The sequence below is a fragment of the Helicobacteraceae bacterium genome, assembly GCA_031258155.1.
Classification (GTDB): domain Bacteria; phylum Campylobacterota; class Campylobacteria; order Campylobacterales; family SZUA-545; genus JAIRNH01.
Genome location: JAIRNH010000056.1, coordinates 1 through 15185, shown reverse-complemented (window position 1 = coordinate 15185; position 15185 = coordinate 1). Strand labels below are relative to the sequence as shown.

Annotated in this window: 12 protein-coding genes; 2 read left to right on the top strand and 10 right to left on the bottom strand. The window is 52.2% G+C overall.

Annotated elements, in window-relative coordinates; genetic code table 11:
- Positions 1–198: 198 nt before the first annotated feature.
- Genes LBF86_07535 through bamD form a run of 6 tightly spaced genes read right to left on the bottom strand, consistent with a single transcriptional unit; the run spans position 199 to position 7635 of the window.
- Positions 199–966 carry an ATP-binding protein gene (locus LBF86_07535; protein MDR0665352.1) on the bottom strand — a complete coding sequence of 256 codons (768 nt, stop codon included), beginning with the start codon at positions 964–966 and terminating at the stop codon, positions 199–201.
- Positions 963–1925, bottom strand: coding sequence for a 6-phosphofructokinase (locus tag LBF86_07530; protein ID MDR0665351.1), 963 nt, complete (start codon positions 1923–1925; stop codon positions 963–965). The genes LBF86_07535 and LBF86_07530 overlap by 4 nt, the downstream gene beginning before the upstream one ends.
- A 9-nt stretch (positions 1926–1934) precedes the next feature.
- Positions 1935–3161 (bottom strand): glucose-6-phosphate isomerase, encoded by a 1227-nt coding sequence (locus tag LBF86_07525; protein MDR0665350.1) that lies wholly within the window; start codon positions 3159–3161, stop codon positions 1935–1937.
- A gap of 49 nt (positions 3162–3210) precedes the next feature.
- Positions 3211–4581: an oxygen-independent coproporphyrinogen III oxidase gene (gene hemN / locus LBF86_07520; protein ID MDR0665349.1), complete on the bottom strand. Its 1371-nt coding sequence runs from the start codon at positions 4579–4581 to the stop codon at positions 3211–3213.
- The gene (gene lon, locus LBF86_07515; protein ID MDR0665348.1) at positions 4582–6993 is read right to left on the bottom strand and encodes an endopeptidase La; all 2412 of its coding nucleotides are present in this window, start codon (positions 6991–6993) and stop codon (positions 4582–4584) included.
- Between the two features lie 9 nt (positions 6994–7002).
- Positions 7003–7635, bottom strand: a complete 633-nt coding sequence (gene bamD, locus LBF86_07510) for an outer membrane protein assembly factor BamD (GenBank protein ID MDR0665347.1) — start codon at positions 7633–7635, stop codon at positions 7003–7005.
- Positions 7636–7822: 187 nt separating this feature from the next.
- On the opposite strand from bamD, the gene LBF86_07505 reads away from it, so the two are divergent.
- Positions 7823–8476 (top strand): hypothetical protein, encoded by a 654-nt coding sequence (locus tag LBF86_07505; GenBank protein ID MDR0665346.1) that lies wholly within the window; start codon positions 7823–7825, stop codon positions 8474–8476.
- Positions 8473–9726 (top strand): hypothetical protein, encoded by a 1254-nt coding sequence (locus tag LBF86_07500; protein MDR0665345.1) that lies wholly within the window; start codon positions 8473–8475, stop codon positions 9724–9726. The genes LBF86_07505 and LBF86_07500 overlap by 4 nt, the downstream gene beginning before the upstream one ends.
- Here the strand turns inward: LBF86_07500 and LBF86_07495 are convergent.
- The 4 genes from LBF86_07495 to surE all read right to left on the bottom strand — a co-directional run bounded on the left by LBF86_07495 (position 9719) and on the right by surE (position 14881).
- Positions 9719–11068, bottom strand: a complete 1350-nt coding sequence (locus LBF86_07495; protein ID MDR0665344.1) for a succinylglutamate desuccinylase/aspartoacylase family protein — start codon at positions 11066–11068, stop codon at positions 9719–9721. The genes LBF86_07500 and LBF86_07495 overlap by 8 nt on opposite strands.
- A gap of 76 nt (positions 11069–11144) precedes the next feature.
- On the bottom strand, positions 11145–12065 hold the full coding sequence (locus tag LBF86_07490) for a hypothetical protein (protein ID MDR0665343.1): 921 nt from the start codon (positions 12063–12065) through the stop codon (positions 11145–11147).
- The gene (gene metG / locus LBF86_07485; protein MDR0665342.1) at positions 12062–13966 is read right to left on the bottom strand and encodes a methionine--tRNA ligase; all 1905 of its coding nucleotides are present in this window, start codon (positions 13964–13966) and stop codon (positions 12062–12064) included. The genes LBF86_07490 and metG overlap by 4 nt, the downstream gene beginning before the upstream one ends.
- Before the next feature lie 132 nt (positions 13967–14098).
- Positions 14099–14881, bottom strand: a complete 783-nt coding sequence (surE, locus tag LBF86_07480; GenBank protein ID MDR0665341.1) for a 5'/3'-nucleotidase SurE — start codon at positions 14879–14881, stop codon at positions 14099–14101.
- Positions 14882–15185 lie beyond the last annotated feature (304 nt).

Below are 15185 nucleotides of genomic sequence, written 5' to 3'. Positions count from 1 at the left end.
ATCGAGCCCAAGTCCCATAAAATGACGCGCGGATTGTTATTTCGCGCAACGAAACGCGCTAACCGCGATCCGTATTCTTTGCGAGAGACAAAAGTTCGCCTAACGCCGGCGATCGCCATTCGTAGGATTCCGCGTTCTTTGTTGGTAAAGGATCGCGCGGGCGTTTTGGGATAAACGCGCTTGGTTTCGCGCGGGAAATTAGCGTTTTAGGGCGGTTTCGTAGTAGCCTATAAACTGCTTCGCGACGCGGGGGCTTCTGCCGGCGCGAAGTTGCGCGAAACGCTTTGCCTCCGACATCAGCTTTGCGCGATCGCCCCCGTAATCTCTAAAATACGCGTCGATCAGCGCCAAATACTCCTCTTCGCCGCCCGCGTAAAACGAGAGCGTCAAGCCGAAGCGATCGGATAGAGAAAGTTTTTCTTCCACAACGTCGGCGTAGTGTAGCTCGCCCCTTGTTCCCGCTACGATCGCCCCGTCGTTATCGCTTAGGCTCTCGCTTACCAGATGGCGGCGGTTGCTGGTGGCGTAAATCTTGATATTATCCGGCGGCAGCTCGATAGAGCCTTCCAAAATCCGCTTTAGCCCCTTATAACCGCGCTCGTCGTTTTCAAAACTCAGATCGTCGCAAAAGAGGATAAACCTGAACGGCTCGTTATCTACCAAATCGGCGATTAACGGCAAATTCGCAAGCTCGTCGCGATCAACCTCGATTAGGCGCAACCCCTCGCTTTTTAGCTCGTTGAAAACCGCTTTGATTAGGCTAGATTTGCCGCAGCCGCGCTGTCCCCACAATAGCGCGTGGTTGCATGGATTGGCGCTTAGAAATTGGCGCGTGTTGGCAAGCAGTAGCTCCTTTTGGCGATCTATTCCCAGTAGATCGCCAAGAGCGATCGGATCAAGACGTTTAACCGCCTTAAAACCGTCGCCGCGCCAGATCGCCGCGCTCGTATTAAGCCAGTCGATCATTTCGTCAGTTTTTTACCGGCTTCCAAATGGAGCGGATTGATCTTGTATTCTCCGCCAGCGATTTCGCCGATGGATTTATAGACCATTTTGGACGCTTTGTAGCAGACTACCTCGCCGCTTCGCCCTTCAAGCAAGCCGTCGATCGCAAGCGTGGCAAACTCAAAGCCCATCAACCGATCATGAACCGTCGGACTGCCGCCGCGCTGAATATGCCCCAGCGTCGTCAGCCGCGACTCCATTCCGATCTCGTCTTCTAGCCATTCGGTTAGCTGCGCGGCGAATTTTACCCCTTCGGCTACGATCGCGATAATATAGGTGCGACCGGCTTGCACCTCGCGCTTAAAGCGCCGACCGAGACTTTCCAGATCGTAGGAGAGTTCGGGGATAAGGCAGATCTCCGCGCCGCTAGTAAGCGCGCTAACGAGAGCGAGATAGCCGCAGTCGCGCCCCATTGTTTCGATTACGAAGGCGCGCTTAAAACTGCTCGCCGTGTCGCGCACGTCGTCGATCGCTTGACGGATAATATTTAACGCCGTATCCGCGCCAAGGCAGTAATCGGTGCCAAAAATATCGTTGTCGATCGTCGCCGGTATGCCGATAAACGGCACGCCAAAGTCGCGGTAAAAAACGTCGAGCGCGCGAAAAGAGCCGTCGCCGCCAAAAACGACGAGTTTATTTATATCGTGCGCGCGCAGATTATCATAGGCGCGTTGGCGCCACTGTTTTTCAAAAAACCGCTTAGAGCGCGACGATCGTATGATCGTGCCGCCCTTATAGATAATGCCCGAAACGTCTCTATGCGCGGCGGGCTTGATCCTGTTGTCGATCATGCCCTCTAGCCCGTCGTAAATCAAATATGGTTTCAGTCCTCTTTCTAAACTATGCTCGACAAACTGCTTGATGCCCGGATTCATTCCGGCGCTGTCTCCGCCGCTTGTCATAACCGCAATCGCGCTCATTGTAATATCCTATTTAAATTTTTTCTCAAGAATCTGTTTGCCAAGCTCCACGCCCGGCTGATCGTAGGTATTGACGCCAAGTTTCGCGCCAACCAAAGAGGTTAAAAGCTCGTAATACATAAATAGCGCGCCCAAGTAATACTCGTCGAGACGATCGACTACCAGCTCGTCGGTCGGAACGCCTACGCTGTTTAGCGCCTCTAGCGTCGCGTCCGCTTGCGCGTTGATCAGGTTTTCAAAGGTTTGGTTGTTAGCGAAATCGTTTTTCTCTAATCCCGCGAGGCTAATCGGCGGCACTGCGACGCTACGCCTAAAATCGCGAACTTTAATAAAGGTTACGGTTTTATCCAGCGGACCCTCCATAATCAGTTGCAAAAACGAATGTTGATCCACCGAGCCGATCAAGCCGACAGGCGTAAAACCTACGCGCTTTTTATTTTTGTCCAGCTTGCCTAAGCTCTCGCCCCAGAGTTGGACATACCATTTGACAAACTCTTCAAAGCTGTTTGAATAGGCGAAAATCGCGTTTATTCGCGCGCCGTTTTCCACGATAAACGAAGATTTGACGCTTAAACCCAAAGGATCGTCCTTGAAAAAATCGTCGCGCGTAGCTTTCGCGCCTTCCAGAAGTCGCTCCACGTCGTAACCTAGCGTCTTAAGCGGCGCAAGCCCGACGGCGCTTAAAACCGAGAAACGCCCGCCGACGTTTTTGGGCAGATGAAAACGGCTGATCGCGTTGTTTTGGGCGAGCTTGTCTAGCGGCGAACCCTCGTCGGTGATAAAGGCGAACTGCTCGGCGCAAGAGCCGTCCGTTTCGCTCTTGCCTAGTTTGGATAGCAGTAGCTTAAAAATAGAGATTGTTTCGATTGTGCCGCCGCTTTTAGAAACGATTAGGATAAACGATCTGTGCAGGTTGATCGACTCTAGCGCAACGGATAACTCTATAGGATCGCCGTTTTCCAGAAATAGTATTTTTTTGTTGTTACGTTGAGGTAAGTGGCGCAAGAAACGATCGGCGGCTTTTACGCCCAGCGACGATCCGCCTATGCCAACGACTATTATCGAATCAAAGCCCGCCGTTCTTTTTGCGAAGATTTCAAGATCGCCTAAGAGGGCGCTCTGCGTATCGGGCAATTCGTAATAGCCGCTCGTTTTTTTTTCTCGCTCGCCCTTCAAGGTCGTCTGATCGGCTCGCAAATCGCTTTTGCCCTCAAAGTATCTTTTAGCGGAAATCATTTGACAATCCTTTCGGTTATATTTTTTACTAGATATTGTAGCGCGATTATTAAACGCTTTTACTAAAACGGCGATTTTGCGGGCTTGTTTTTCTTAGATAATCGTCAAAGTGCATAACGATATTGCGGATCAACAATCTTCCCGTATCGCCGACGGTTATGCGGCGATTTGCGATCGACAATAACTCGTCCGCCTCTAACCGCGCTAACGCCTCTAGATCGGAGGCGAAATACCGTTCAAAATTGATCCCAAATTCCGCCTCGATCGCGGCAAAATCAAGCGAAAACGAACCCATCAGCGAGAATATAACCCGTTTTCTCAACCGATCGTCTTCGGTTAGCCTGACGCCTCTAAGCGTCGGCGGCAAACCGCCGTCGATAGCCTTTTCGTAACCGCTTAGATCGCGAACGTTCTGCGAGTAAAAATCCTCGCCCTCGCTTATGCTCGTAACGCCGAAACCAAACAGATCGCATTCGCTATGCGTCGTGTAGCCCTGAAAGTTGCGATGCAGCTTGCCCTCTTTCAGCGCGACGCACAGCTCGTCGTCCGGCTTTGCGAAGTGATCCATACCGATCATCTCAAAACCGCTCTCGCCAAATAGTTTTGCGGCGATTTGAAACATCTTTAGTTTTTCGGCGCTCGGCGGGATAGCGCTCTCGTCGATCTTGCGCATAGTTTTTTTTAGCCACGGGACGTGCGCGTAGTTAAATAGCGCGAGGCGATCGGGCGCAAGTCGCAAAGTTAGCTCTAGGGTTCGCTCGAACGTCGCCGCGTTTTGGCGGGGCAGACCATACATCAGATCGATATTAACGCTTTTAACGCCGCGCGATCGCGCGATTTCAACGGCGTTTTGGGCGATCTCGAAAGGCTGAACTCTATGCACCGCCTCCTGCACGCTAGGATCGAAATCCTGAACGCCGAAGCTGACGCGATTAACGCCGTTTTGGGCAAAAACGTCCATCTGCTCGATCGTAAAAAATCTAGGATCGATCTCAACGCCAAACTCCGCGTCCTTTGCTATATTGGGAAAGGCGGATTTGATAACCCCGATAATTTTGGCAAGTTGCGCCGCGCTGAAAAAGGTCGGGGTGCCGCCGCCAAAGTGAATCTGCCGAACCTCGCGTTTTACGTCTAGCATATCGCCGATTATCGCGATCTCGCGCGATAGATAATCGATATAGCGATCTTTTAGCTCCTCTTTACTTGTGTATATTACGTTACAGCCGCAAAAATAACACGCCGATCGGCAAAAAGGCAGATGAAAATATAGGCTAAGCGCTCTGGAGCTTTGATTGGATCGCGCTATACATTCGCTCAGATCGCGCCGCGTCCAATCGTCTCTAAACTCCGGCGCGGTCGGATAGCTTGTGTAGCGCGGAACGGGCGCCGAGTATTTGGCGAGCTTTTCATAATCGATCATTCAAGATTCCAACGCGAGCTTGATCGCCTCGTCGATTTTACAAACGGGGATAATCTCTAGGCTATTTTTCACCTCGTCGGGAATCTCGTCTAGATCGCTCTCGTAGTTTTTTTGCGGAATCAGGGCGGTTTTTATTTTGGCTCGGTGCGCCGCGATCAGTTTTTCTTTCAGCCCGCCGATCGGCAAAATCCTGCCCGTGAGCGTCAATTCGCCCGTCATAGCCAGATCGCTTCTAGCGGCTTTGGAGCTAAGAATCGACGCGATCGCGCACGCCATCGCCGCGCCCGCGCTTGGTCCGTCTTTTGGCGTGGCGCCCTCCGGCGCGTGCAGATGGATCAGGTGGCGGTTATATATGTCGCTCGCGGTAATCGGCGTCTCCTTGCCGTTCGCGTCCGTAGTTTTAGGAATCGAGGCTAGATCGATCTTTATTTTACCCTCGTCTATCAGCGTTTTTACCACGCTGTAGGCGATCTGCGCCGACTCTTTCATTACGTCGCCAAGACTGCCCGTTAATTGCAAACCGCCGCTATTCGCGCGGATTTTAACGGCTTCGATTTTCAGCACGTCGCCGCCGACGGGAGTCCAAGCCAGCCCGTTAATCACGCCCACGATATTTTTCTTGCCGACGCGTTCCACCTCGTAGATAATTTTTTCCAGATACTCTTTGAGGTTGTCCGATCCGACGGCGACCCCCCCGCTTTTGCCCGCTAGAAGCGTTTTCGCCGCCTTTCTGCAAATCTGCGCGATCGCGCGGCGCAGGTTGCGAACGCCCGCCTCTTTGGTGTATTTTTCCGCCATATCGCGCAGGGCGGCGGAGGATATTTTTAGCTCCTCCTTGTCTAGCCCGTGCTTTTTTAGCTCCTGCGGAATCAAATAGCGTTTGGCGATCTCGATCTTCTCCTGCGGAGTATAACTGCTGATATTGATAACCTCCAGCCGATCGCGAAGCGGCGCGGGGACGGCGCCTAGATCGTTAGCCGTAGCGATAAAAACGACGCGACTAAGGTCTATGGAGAAGTTCAGATAGTAGTCGCGAAAGTGATCGTTTTGCTCCGGATCGAGTATCTCTAAAAGCGCGGCGGTCGGATCGCCGCGCATATTGCGCCCCACTTTGTCGATCTCGTCTAATATCATCACGGGATTCATAGTTTTGGCGTTGATAAGCCCCTGCACAATGCGACCGGGCATCGCGCCGATATAGGTTCGGCGGTGTCCGCGCAGCTCGTTTACGTCCTCCATGCCGCCTAACGCGATTCGCGCCAACTCGCGTTTTAACGCTTTGGCGATCGAGTTTGCGAGGCTCGTTTTGCCGACGCCGGGCGGTCCTACGAAACACAAAATCGTTCCGCGTAGCTCTTTGGCGTTCGCCTCGCGCCGCTCTAAAAGCTCCCTAACGGCAAAAAACTCCACAATCCGCTCTTTTGGTCTTTTTAACCCGTAGTGATCAAGCTCTAGTCTTTTCTCGACGGCGGATACGCTCAATTTACTTTTGGAAAACTCGCCAAACGGCGTTTCTAGCGCCCACTCTATGTAGGTTTGCAACAGATTTGCGTCCGCGCTATCGGGATGCATTCGCCCAAGCCGATCGAGCTGTTTTCTGACCTCTTTGTAGCCCTCCTCGCCTATAGAGTCTTTTTTCTTTTCAAGTTTTTTGCGATACTCCTCGATCTCCTCGTCGCGTTGCGTCTCCTCGCCAAGCTCTTTTCTAATCTGCTTTAGCTGCTCTTTTAGAAAGTATTCGCGGTTAATCTGATCGATCTTGCTATGCACTTTGCTTTTGATCTCGCGCTGCAACTTGGCGTTTTCAATAAGCCGAGCGATAATCTCCAGCAGCTTTATTAACCGCTTTTCAAGATCGGCTTCGATTAACAGCTCGTAAGACTCGCTGTGCCTTAGCCTTAACGCGCTGGCTATAAAATCGATCGCGCGGTTTGGATCGCTAAAATCCTCGATCGCGCCTAAAATATCGTTGGGGAAATGCGCGTTTACGGACGAAAACGCGCGGGCGCTCTCTTTTAAGCTCTCAAGCAGCGCTCCTATGCGCGTTTTGTCGTATATCCCGCTCTCTATCTCGGAAACGTTGACAAATATAGCGCGACCGGCGGCGTTCTCGACTACGCCGGTTATTCTACCGCGCGAAAATCCCTGAAAGAGCGCCTTAACGCGCTTATCCGGCAAAACCTGTTTTCGCATAATTATGCCCACCGTTCCCGCGTCGTAAAAACCGTCGCCGTTTTCTTTGGCGGCGGCGACCATAACGGGAGCGCGGTTCGCAAGCGCCTCGTTGACGGCGGCTATATTTCTTTCGTCGCTCAAAAACAGCGGCGAAATCATAAAAGGGTATAAAAACAGATCGCTTTCGATAATCAGCGGCATTGTCGTCGGCAAATTAGAGTTATGCGCGGTTTCCATCAAACGCCTTTACTCAAACAGGCTTTTTGGAAACCAGCTGTAAGACGGTTCCCATTTGCCGTCGTTGGCGGGTTTGAACTCGCCGAACGCCTCGTAGTATTTCGCCGCCTCCTCCTTATCGAGCCGTCTATAGAGATCGGCTATCTTCAGGCTAAGCTCGCGACTAAACAACTTCGCTTTGACGCCGATTGTCGCCGCGAACGGTTTAAATCGGCTTTCGCCAAAACGCGATACAAAAGCCTCCGATCGCTCGATCGCGTCTAGCGCTAATTTCTGATCGCGCAAGGGGCGCGTAATTCCGCGGTAATCCGAAAGCAATTTAAGATACGCGATGCGATCCGCGTTTTGACGCGCGCCGAAACGCTTTGCGTATTCGTCGAGATAGAAATTGGCGAGCAGATACTCTTCGGCTTCCAAATGCGCGATCGCCATCATAAGCGTCGCCTCCGCTAAAAGAGGCGATCCGAAATGCTCTCCCGCCAACCCCGAATACCGATCGCCCGCCAGCTCTATATTGCCTCTTACGATCTGTTCCGAAACCTGACGATACCAATACTCCGCGCTTTGATTGGAGACCTCTTTTTGCGAGCAACCAAGCGCCAACGCGCCAAGCGCCAAAATAACGCCTATTCTTTGTTTCATACGACTCCGACACGTGTTAAAACTATATTTTAGCGATCTTGCGGTAAAAGCGGGCTAGTCGAGCGGAAAATCGCGCCGATCAAATCTTGATTTATTTAAATCGCGATCGTAGCTAACATCACATTATGTAATCTTTTACGGTATTTTAATTGCAACGTGTTATATTGTCCAAAAAAAGGAGCGAAAGATGGCGCGAGCGCAAGAGGCGTTAGATCGGATCAAAGAGATACTTTCAAGCGAGTTCGAGGGAAAGGTAAAAGACGCGGACGTAGCGCGGGCGCTTGGCGTCGGCGCGGGCGCTTTGGCGACGCTCAAAAGCCGCGATCGCCTTCCTTTAGAGGAGATCGCCGCCTTCTGCGCTAAGCGGCGCGTCAGCATCAATTGGGTGTTGTTCAACCAAAGCGCCGCTTCGCTTGTGGAAAACACGGAGCGTTACTCGTTCGCTAGGTATTTCGGCGAGGCTAAACTTTCAGCCGGCGGCGGAACGTTCGATCTGGGCGAGGAGTATGAAACGGCGGCGTTGGCGCCTTGTTTTGCCTTTGCCTCGCGCGGCGATCGAAGCGCGATCGACATAGTTAAGGTCGAGGGCGACTCGATGGAGCCGACGATAAAAAACGGCGATCTTATCTTTATCGATCGCGGCGAAGATAGGATCAAGGACGGCGCTATTTACGCGATCGCCGCGCCGCTGGGATTGTTTGTCAAACGTATCCGCCGCGCCGCGATCGGCTCTTTAACGCTGGTTTCGGACAACGCGGCTTATCCGAATATCGAGGTCTCCCCCGACGAAGCGCGGATAATCGGCAGAGTAACGGGCGTTTTTAGCGCCGATTTGCGATGATTATTCATCTTGATTTTGATTGCTTTTTCGTTAGCGCCGAGAGGACGCGCTACGCTCCGTTTCGCGGCGCGGCGGCTGCGGTGGTAAAGAGAAACGACGCGGCGATCTTTGGCGGCGAGACGATCAAAACAAACGCGAGCGCCCAAAAGCCTCCTTGCGCGTCTAGCGGTAAATTTGACGGCGGCGATTGGCGATCACATTTTTTGGAAGGCTCTCGCGCGCGCGGAGTGGTGATCGCCGCGAGTTACGAGGCGCGCAGTTTCGACGTTAAAACGGGGACTACGCTTTGCGAGGCGTTGCGCCGCTGCCCGAAACTGCGAGTTTTGGGCGCCGATCTACCTTTTTATACGTCGTTATCCAACGCCGCCGCCGAGTTTTTAGAGGCGCGCGTTCCCGTTTTGGAGCGCTATAGCATAGACGAATTTTTTGGATCGCTAGAGGGATTTATCAAAGAACACGAAATCGAGCGGTATCTGCGCAATATGCAAGCCGATCTTTACAAAGAGTTGCGTCTGCCGGCCTCTATTGGCGCGGGAGCAAACAGATCGATCGCTAAGCTGGCGTCAAAAAGCGCCAAGCCGTTTGGCGTTTTGATCGTTAAAGACGGCGATATAAACGGCTTTATAAACGACAAACCAATCAAAGCGCTCGCCGGAATCGGGCAAAAGACGGGCGCGTATTTAGAGCGATACGGCGTAAGAACGCTGGGCGACGCGCTCAGATCGCCAAGCCTGCTAACCGCGCTCGGCAAAAACGGGCGCGATCTGCTTCGCGAGCTGCAAGGAGAGCGGATTGCGCTAGAAACCGACGCGAGCGAGCGCAAACAGATAGGCATATCGCGCGTTTTCGATCCGATCTTCGATCGCGCCGAAGCGCTACGAAGGCTGTATATCCTATGCGGTCGTCTAGCCTATAATATCGCGCGGAGCAACAAGGAACCGCTTAGTTTTACCTTTATCGCGGGCTATGAGATTTTTCCGAACGAGCGCGTCAAAATTAGAGCCGATCGCCCGTTTAGCGAGAAGCTATTGCGGCAGATCGCCAAAGAGGCTTTCAAAACGATCGACAAAAATCCAAGCGACGCCATAAACTATTTAGCCGTTAGCGCCGGCGATTTCAACGATAAACCCGTCGTTTATGGTCTGTTTTCCTATCAAGAGGATCGCAAAAACCGCCGCATTGACGACGCGGCGCTCAAAGCGCGATCCAAATACGGATACGCCGCGTTGACTTACGCGAAAGCTACTTAGCGAATTTGGCGTTAATCGTCCCGCAAAAATTGTCGCCGCGATAAAACTCCACGCGGTAGATTCGCTCCCTAACGTCTTCGCTAAAACGTCCGATCATATTTTTTCTCTCGATTACGATTCCGCTTTCGTTTCGCGCGTTTTTGGCGCTAAAACCTATCACGTTTACGCGAACGCCTTCGATCGGCGCGATATTAAAGCTGTTTTTGACCTCGAACGTATCGCCGATCGCCGTTACGGCGCTCGCGCCGTCGATCGCGATCGTCGCTTTATCCAGTTGGCAATTATCGTTGAAAAATTGAGGATAAAAAGAGCTTATGCGCTTATTGCCTATGAAAACGTCGTAGCGCCCGTCTATCTGTTTCATCGCGCCGAGCGGGTGATCGAAAACAAAACGATCTTTTTTGCCGCCGCGCAACGGCATAAAACGCAAAACGGTTCTTAGCTCGGTCAGTTCAAGCGATATTTTATCGTTGATTTTGAGAGAGCCGCTATTGTCCAAAACCGCCTGAACGCCTTTCGCAGAGAGTTCAAAATCGCGCTCGTATTCAATACCCATCACCTTCATAAACTCTTCTATCGAGCGTAAGTGATACTCGACTTTCAAAGCCAGCGCGTCGATATTTTTGCTCGTCTCCTGCCCAAACGCGGGTTTTAAGTTAGTAACCGCGAAATAGGTGAGCGATTTTTGCATCTGCTCGTCTTTATAGCGCGTTTCCGTATTCTTGACGCGAAAAAAGTGATGCTCCTCTTTTAGCGACGCGCTCATATTGTCCGTAACGCGCTTTGCGATCTCGTCCATAGCGCCGAATTTCGCGTCGGCGAGCGTTTTTTGATCTATTACGAGCGTTTGCCCCCAAGCTCTGGGGTTAAATATGGCGCTTTCCCACCGCTCGCGGTAAAATCCGTGTCCGTCGTGGAGATTTAATACGAGATCGACGCTTGGTTCGAGAATGATCTTTTTGATTTCGCGCACCATATCAAAATCGCGATCTTTTTCGGCGATTTTCTCAAATTTGCGATTCATATCGCCGTATAGCCCGCGCCTTGAACGGGCTATGCTCTCCGCGTTCAGGTTCGGAACGACCCAAACCGCGCCTTTATTGATCTTATAACGCGAGGCTAAAACCGACGGCGCGAAATAGCCGCCCGGCTCGTCGCCATGCACGCCGCCGACGACTAAAAGCGTGTTGCCCGTAACGTTGCCCTCTAATTTATAGAGGCTAAAGCGCAAAAACTCGCCCGATTCGTGCGCTTTTAATTCGTCGTCCGACCAGATTTTCTCAATCGTAACGTCGCCAAACGCCGCGATCGCAAGCGTTAGCAAGAGAGGAACAATACGCAATGGCGCTCCATAGTGAGAATAAACGGGTGATATTAACGTATTTTAGATGCGTTTTGGCGCTACGTTTAAAAAACGCTTAACCATCGGGCGCAAAAAGCGGTAAAACGGTAAATCGCGGCAGATTAGAGAATACCTCCCGCATGTCAAAACCGTTCAGATACGCGCAGGTGAACGCGGCTTTTGGATCGAAACGCTCTTTAGGAGCGTATATTTTCGCCCAAGGAGCGACGCGGCGGATAAAGGCGATCGCCTCTCGCGCCTCCTCGTCGTTTGCGCGATCAAAAACCAACAATCGTTCGCCGTTTGAGATCGGATATGCCCTGAAGCGATCGATCTCTATTCGGCGATCCAGTTTAATCGGCGCGCCAAATCGCCGCGCAAAGGCGATCGCTTTGGACAATTCCGGTATAAAAAGCGACGGCATAGCTAACGTAAAACGTTCGCCGTCGTATAAGATCTCCGTCTGCAAGATCGTCTCTCGAACAATCGCGATCGGCGCGTTTTCGTCTTCCGAAGCCAACGTTTCTATGTTGATCGCCGCCTCGATCAAAGCGCCGCCGTCTTGAGAGATAAAAAGCGGCGCAAAATCCTCCTTGCGGCTAAGTAGCGCGATCGCCTCTTTGCAGCTTGGATCGACCGACACGCGCTTATCCAAAATTACGCTCTTAGCGATCGCGGCGCACGCTTTGGAGGCGCGAAAAACCAGAGCGTTGCGATCGATTAACAAATAGCGCGAGAGCGCCGATAAGGAGCGGTTCATATCGTCGATAGCGATCCACGCTATTTCGCAATCTCTAAGCTGCGTCGCTTGCTCGAAGACAACCGCGAACGCGCCGTTCGCGACCGCCGCGTTTAACGCCGTCTCGTCGCCGTTATGAAAGTAGCACTCCCCGCGCTTCGTCGTTTGCGCCAAGAAGCTAAACCCTCCGATCGCGTCGATCGAGGGGTTGTTTAACAGTCTGCCGCGGATAACCTCGACAAGCGAGGAGATCCTCATTTGATAGGCGTTCCGTTCGTTACGGCGGATTCAACGCGCGCTAGACGCAGACCGTCTTTGTCCTTTGCCGCCAAGACCATTCCGTCGCTTTCGTAGCCCATCAACTTAACGGGTTTTAGATTGGTTACAACGCAAACTTGCGTTCCAATAATCGCTTCCGGCGCATAAAACTCGCCGATGCCGGCGACGATTTGACGCGGTTTGCCCTCGCCCAAATCGACTTGCAGCAGTAGGAGCTTATCGCTCTTTTCGACTCTTTTCGCCTCCGCGATCACGCCGACTTTTATCTCGATTTTGCGAAACTCGTCGATCGTAACGCGATCAAAACTCGCGTCCGGCGTTTCGCTTCCGACGCTTGGCGCTTCGGCTAAGAGCGCGGATTCGATCCGCGCGAAAAGCGGCGCCTGTCTCTCTAGCGCGAACGAGGCGATCCACTCGCCTTGCTCGATTAACGATTTTCTTATCGCCGCGTCGATGGTAACGCCTAGCGCTTTTGCAATCTGATCGGCGCTCTTTGGCATAATCGGCGCTAAGAGCGCGGCGCCTTTCGCCAGCAGATTGGCGACAAAAACTAGCAGTTCGGCGACCTGACTATCGTCGCCCGTTTTCATCTTTTCCCACGGCTTGAAATCATTGATCGCTTTGTTGCCGATTGAAAAAACTTTCCATAGCTCTTCCAAATAGCGGTGAAACTGCATTGACTCGAACAACGTATCTAGCGAGGCGATCAGAATGTCGATCTCCTCTTTTTTCTCGTCAAAATGCGGCGTATTAACCGTTGTAACGTTAAGGGAGAAGTATTTTTCCGCCATGCCGAGCAGACGGTTAAGCAGATTGCCTAGATCGTTTGCCAAATCGGAGTTTATGCGATCGATCAGCGCTTTTTGCGCAAAGTCGCCGTCCTGTCCGAACGGCACTTCGCGAAGCATAAAGTATTTAAACCGCTCCAGCCCGTAAGCGTCCGCCACTTCGCGCGGAACGACTACGTTGCCTTTGGATTTGCTCATCTTCGCGCCGTCGCGCGTCCACCAGCCATGCGCGGCGATTCGCTTTGGAAGCGGCAGGTTGAGACTGATCAGAAACGCAGGCCAATAGATCGCATGAAAGCGCAAAATATCCTTACCGATAACGTGCGCGGCGTTAGACCAGAAACGAAGGTTCTTTTCGTCCGTTCCCCAGCCCAGCGCGGTAACGTAGTTCATCAGCGCGTCGAGCCAAACGTATATTACGTGCTTCGGATCGGCGACGCTTTTTGGCAGCTTGATTCCCCACTCAAAGGTCGTGCGCGTAATCGAAAGGTCCTCTAGCCCGCTCTGCACAAAACGGATCACCTCGTTGCGCCTCGATCGTGGCAGAATAAGATTTTCGTCGCTTTCATACCATTGAAGCAACCGATCTTGATAGGCGCTCATTCTAAAAAAATAGTTCTCCTCTTTTAACAGCTCCGTCGGTCTGCCGCAATCGGGGCAAGCGCCGCCTTCTAAAAGTTGAGAATCGCTCCAAAAAGTCTCGCATGAAACGCAATAGCGCCCCTCAAACTCGCCTTTGTATATATCTCCGTTTTTAAGCATAATCTCAAAGGCTTTTTGCACCCCAAGCTCGTGATCGCGATCTGTGGTGCGGATAAAGCGATCGTAGGTAACGTCAAAATAATCCCATAGCGCCTTAAACTCCGCGCTGATCTTGTCGGCGTAAGCCTTTGGAGTTTCGTTTTTCGCCTTCGCCGCCTGCTCGATCTTTTGCCCGTGTTCGTCCGTTCCAGTTAGAAAATAGACCTCGCGCCCCTTTAGTCTGGCGTTTCGCGCTAAAACGTCGCAGATAATCGTAGAGTAGGCGTGTCCGATGTGCGGAACGTCGTTTACATAGTAAATAGGACTAGTTACATAAAATGGATCGCTCATTGCCCGCCTCGTTGTAATGGTTGGCGCGATTATACGCTAAAGCGACTATGCGCGAGCGTTTGCCCGCGCCGCTTTTTTGCTTAAACGGCGAATGCGGACGATATAAAAGAGCGCCAATTTAGCGCGACGGCGCTACAAACTTCCGTTTATTCTGGCGCGAAGCGTTTGGATTGAGGCGCGCGCGGTGAGATCGCACATAACGGGCGTTATTGAAACATATCCGTCTATTAGCGCTTCGTAATCGCCGTTTTCCGTAGGAATAAAATCAAAGGGTAGCGATCCGAGCCAAAAATACTCCTCTCCGCGCGGATTTACGCGTCTAGAAGCGTCGTTGGTATAAACTCGACGGCTCGCGACGGTTATTTTCCAACCTTTACACCGATTGGGGCGAACATGGGGGATATTTATGTTTAGCAGTTGGCGCGGCGGGAGCGGAAAGCCGCCCTCGAAAATCTTTTGGACGATCTCGCGGGCTGTTTTCGCGGCTAGATCGTAGTCGTAGCTATAGCCGCCGTTGTCGTCTCTCGTCATAAACTGACTGATCGCAATCGCGTTTATCCCCTTTAAGGTCGCCTCCATCGCGCCCGCGACCGTGCCGGAGTAGGTCATATCCTCGCCTAGGTTCGCGCCGCGATTGATCCCGCTTACGACCAGATCGGGCGCCCTATCGGCAAAGAGCGAGTGGAGAGCGAGATAGACGCAATCGGAGGGCGTTCCGTCGTCGAGCTTGTAAAAATCGTCGCTAACGCCGATAAACTTTAGCGGTCGCGTAAGCGTCAGGCTGTGTCCGCACGAGGATTTTTCCGTCGCGGGCGCGACGATCGTTAGGCGACCTAAGGGTCTAAGCGCCTCTATTAGCGCCTTCAAACCGTCCGCCTCGTAGCCGTCGTCGTTGGTGATTAAAATCTCTTTCACGCGCCCCTCCAAAAACGTCGATCATAGCCTAAAACGGTTAAGCGCCTTGTCGGCTGAAAACGCGATATGTCTTGCCGCGTAGGTTTCAAATATGATTAGAAAAATAAAAATCAATATATGATAGAATGACGTTTGCCAGACGGAATTGAAAGAAGGCAAATATGAGCGGAAGCGGATTTGACGCGGGCTTAAAGGCAAATAGCGCGAGCGGCGCGTATTATAAGCGTCGCCATTGACGCGCTAAAGGAGGCGTTGATATGGGCAGAGGCGGCAGATCGAGCGGCTCGCGGAGTTTTGGGGGACG

Excerpts from the sequence above, each read along its gene's own strand:
- metG (MDR0665342.1), bottom strand. The coding sequence starts at position 13,966 with ATGAGCGATCCATTTTATGTAACTAGTCCTATTTACTATGTAAACGAC.
- LBF86_07505 (MDR0665346.1), top strand. The coding sequence starts at position 7,823 with ATGGCGCGAGCGCAAGAGGCGTTAGATCGGATCAAAGAGATACTTTCA.
- bamD (MDR0665347.1), bottom strand. The coding sequence starts at position 7,635 with ATGAAACAAAGAATAGGCGTTATTTTGGCGCTTGGCGCGTTGGCGCTT.
- LBF86_07500 (MDR0665345.1), top strand. The coding sequence starts at position 8,473 with ATGATTATTCATCTTGATTTTGATTGCTTTTTCGTTAGCGCCGAGAGG.
- LBF86_07525 (MDR0665350.1), bottom strand. The coding sequence starts at position 3,161 with ATGATTTCCGCTAAAAGATACTTTGAGGGCAAAAGCGATTTGCGAGCC.
- LBF86_07490 (MDR0665343.1), bottom strand. The coding sequence starts at position 12,065 with ATGAGGATCTCCTCGCTTGTCGAGGTTATCCGCGGCAGACTGTTAAAC.
- LBF86_07535 (MDR0665352.1), bottom strand. The coding sequence starts at position 966 with ATGATCGACTGGCTTAATACGAGCGCGGCGATCTGGCGCGGCGACGGT.
- LBF86_07530 (MDR0665351.1), bottom strand. The coding sequence starts at position 1,925 with ATGAGCGCGATTGCGGTTATGACAAGCGGCGGAGACAGCGCCGGAATG.
- lon (MDR0665348.1), bottom strand. The coding sequence starts at position 6,993 with ATGGAAACCGCGCATAACTCTAATTTGCCGACGACAATGCCGCTGATT.
- hemN (MDR0665349.1), bottom strand. The coding sequence starts at position 4,581 with ATGATCGATTATGAAAAGCTCGCCAAATACTCGGCGCCCGTTCCGCGC.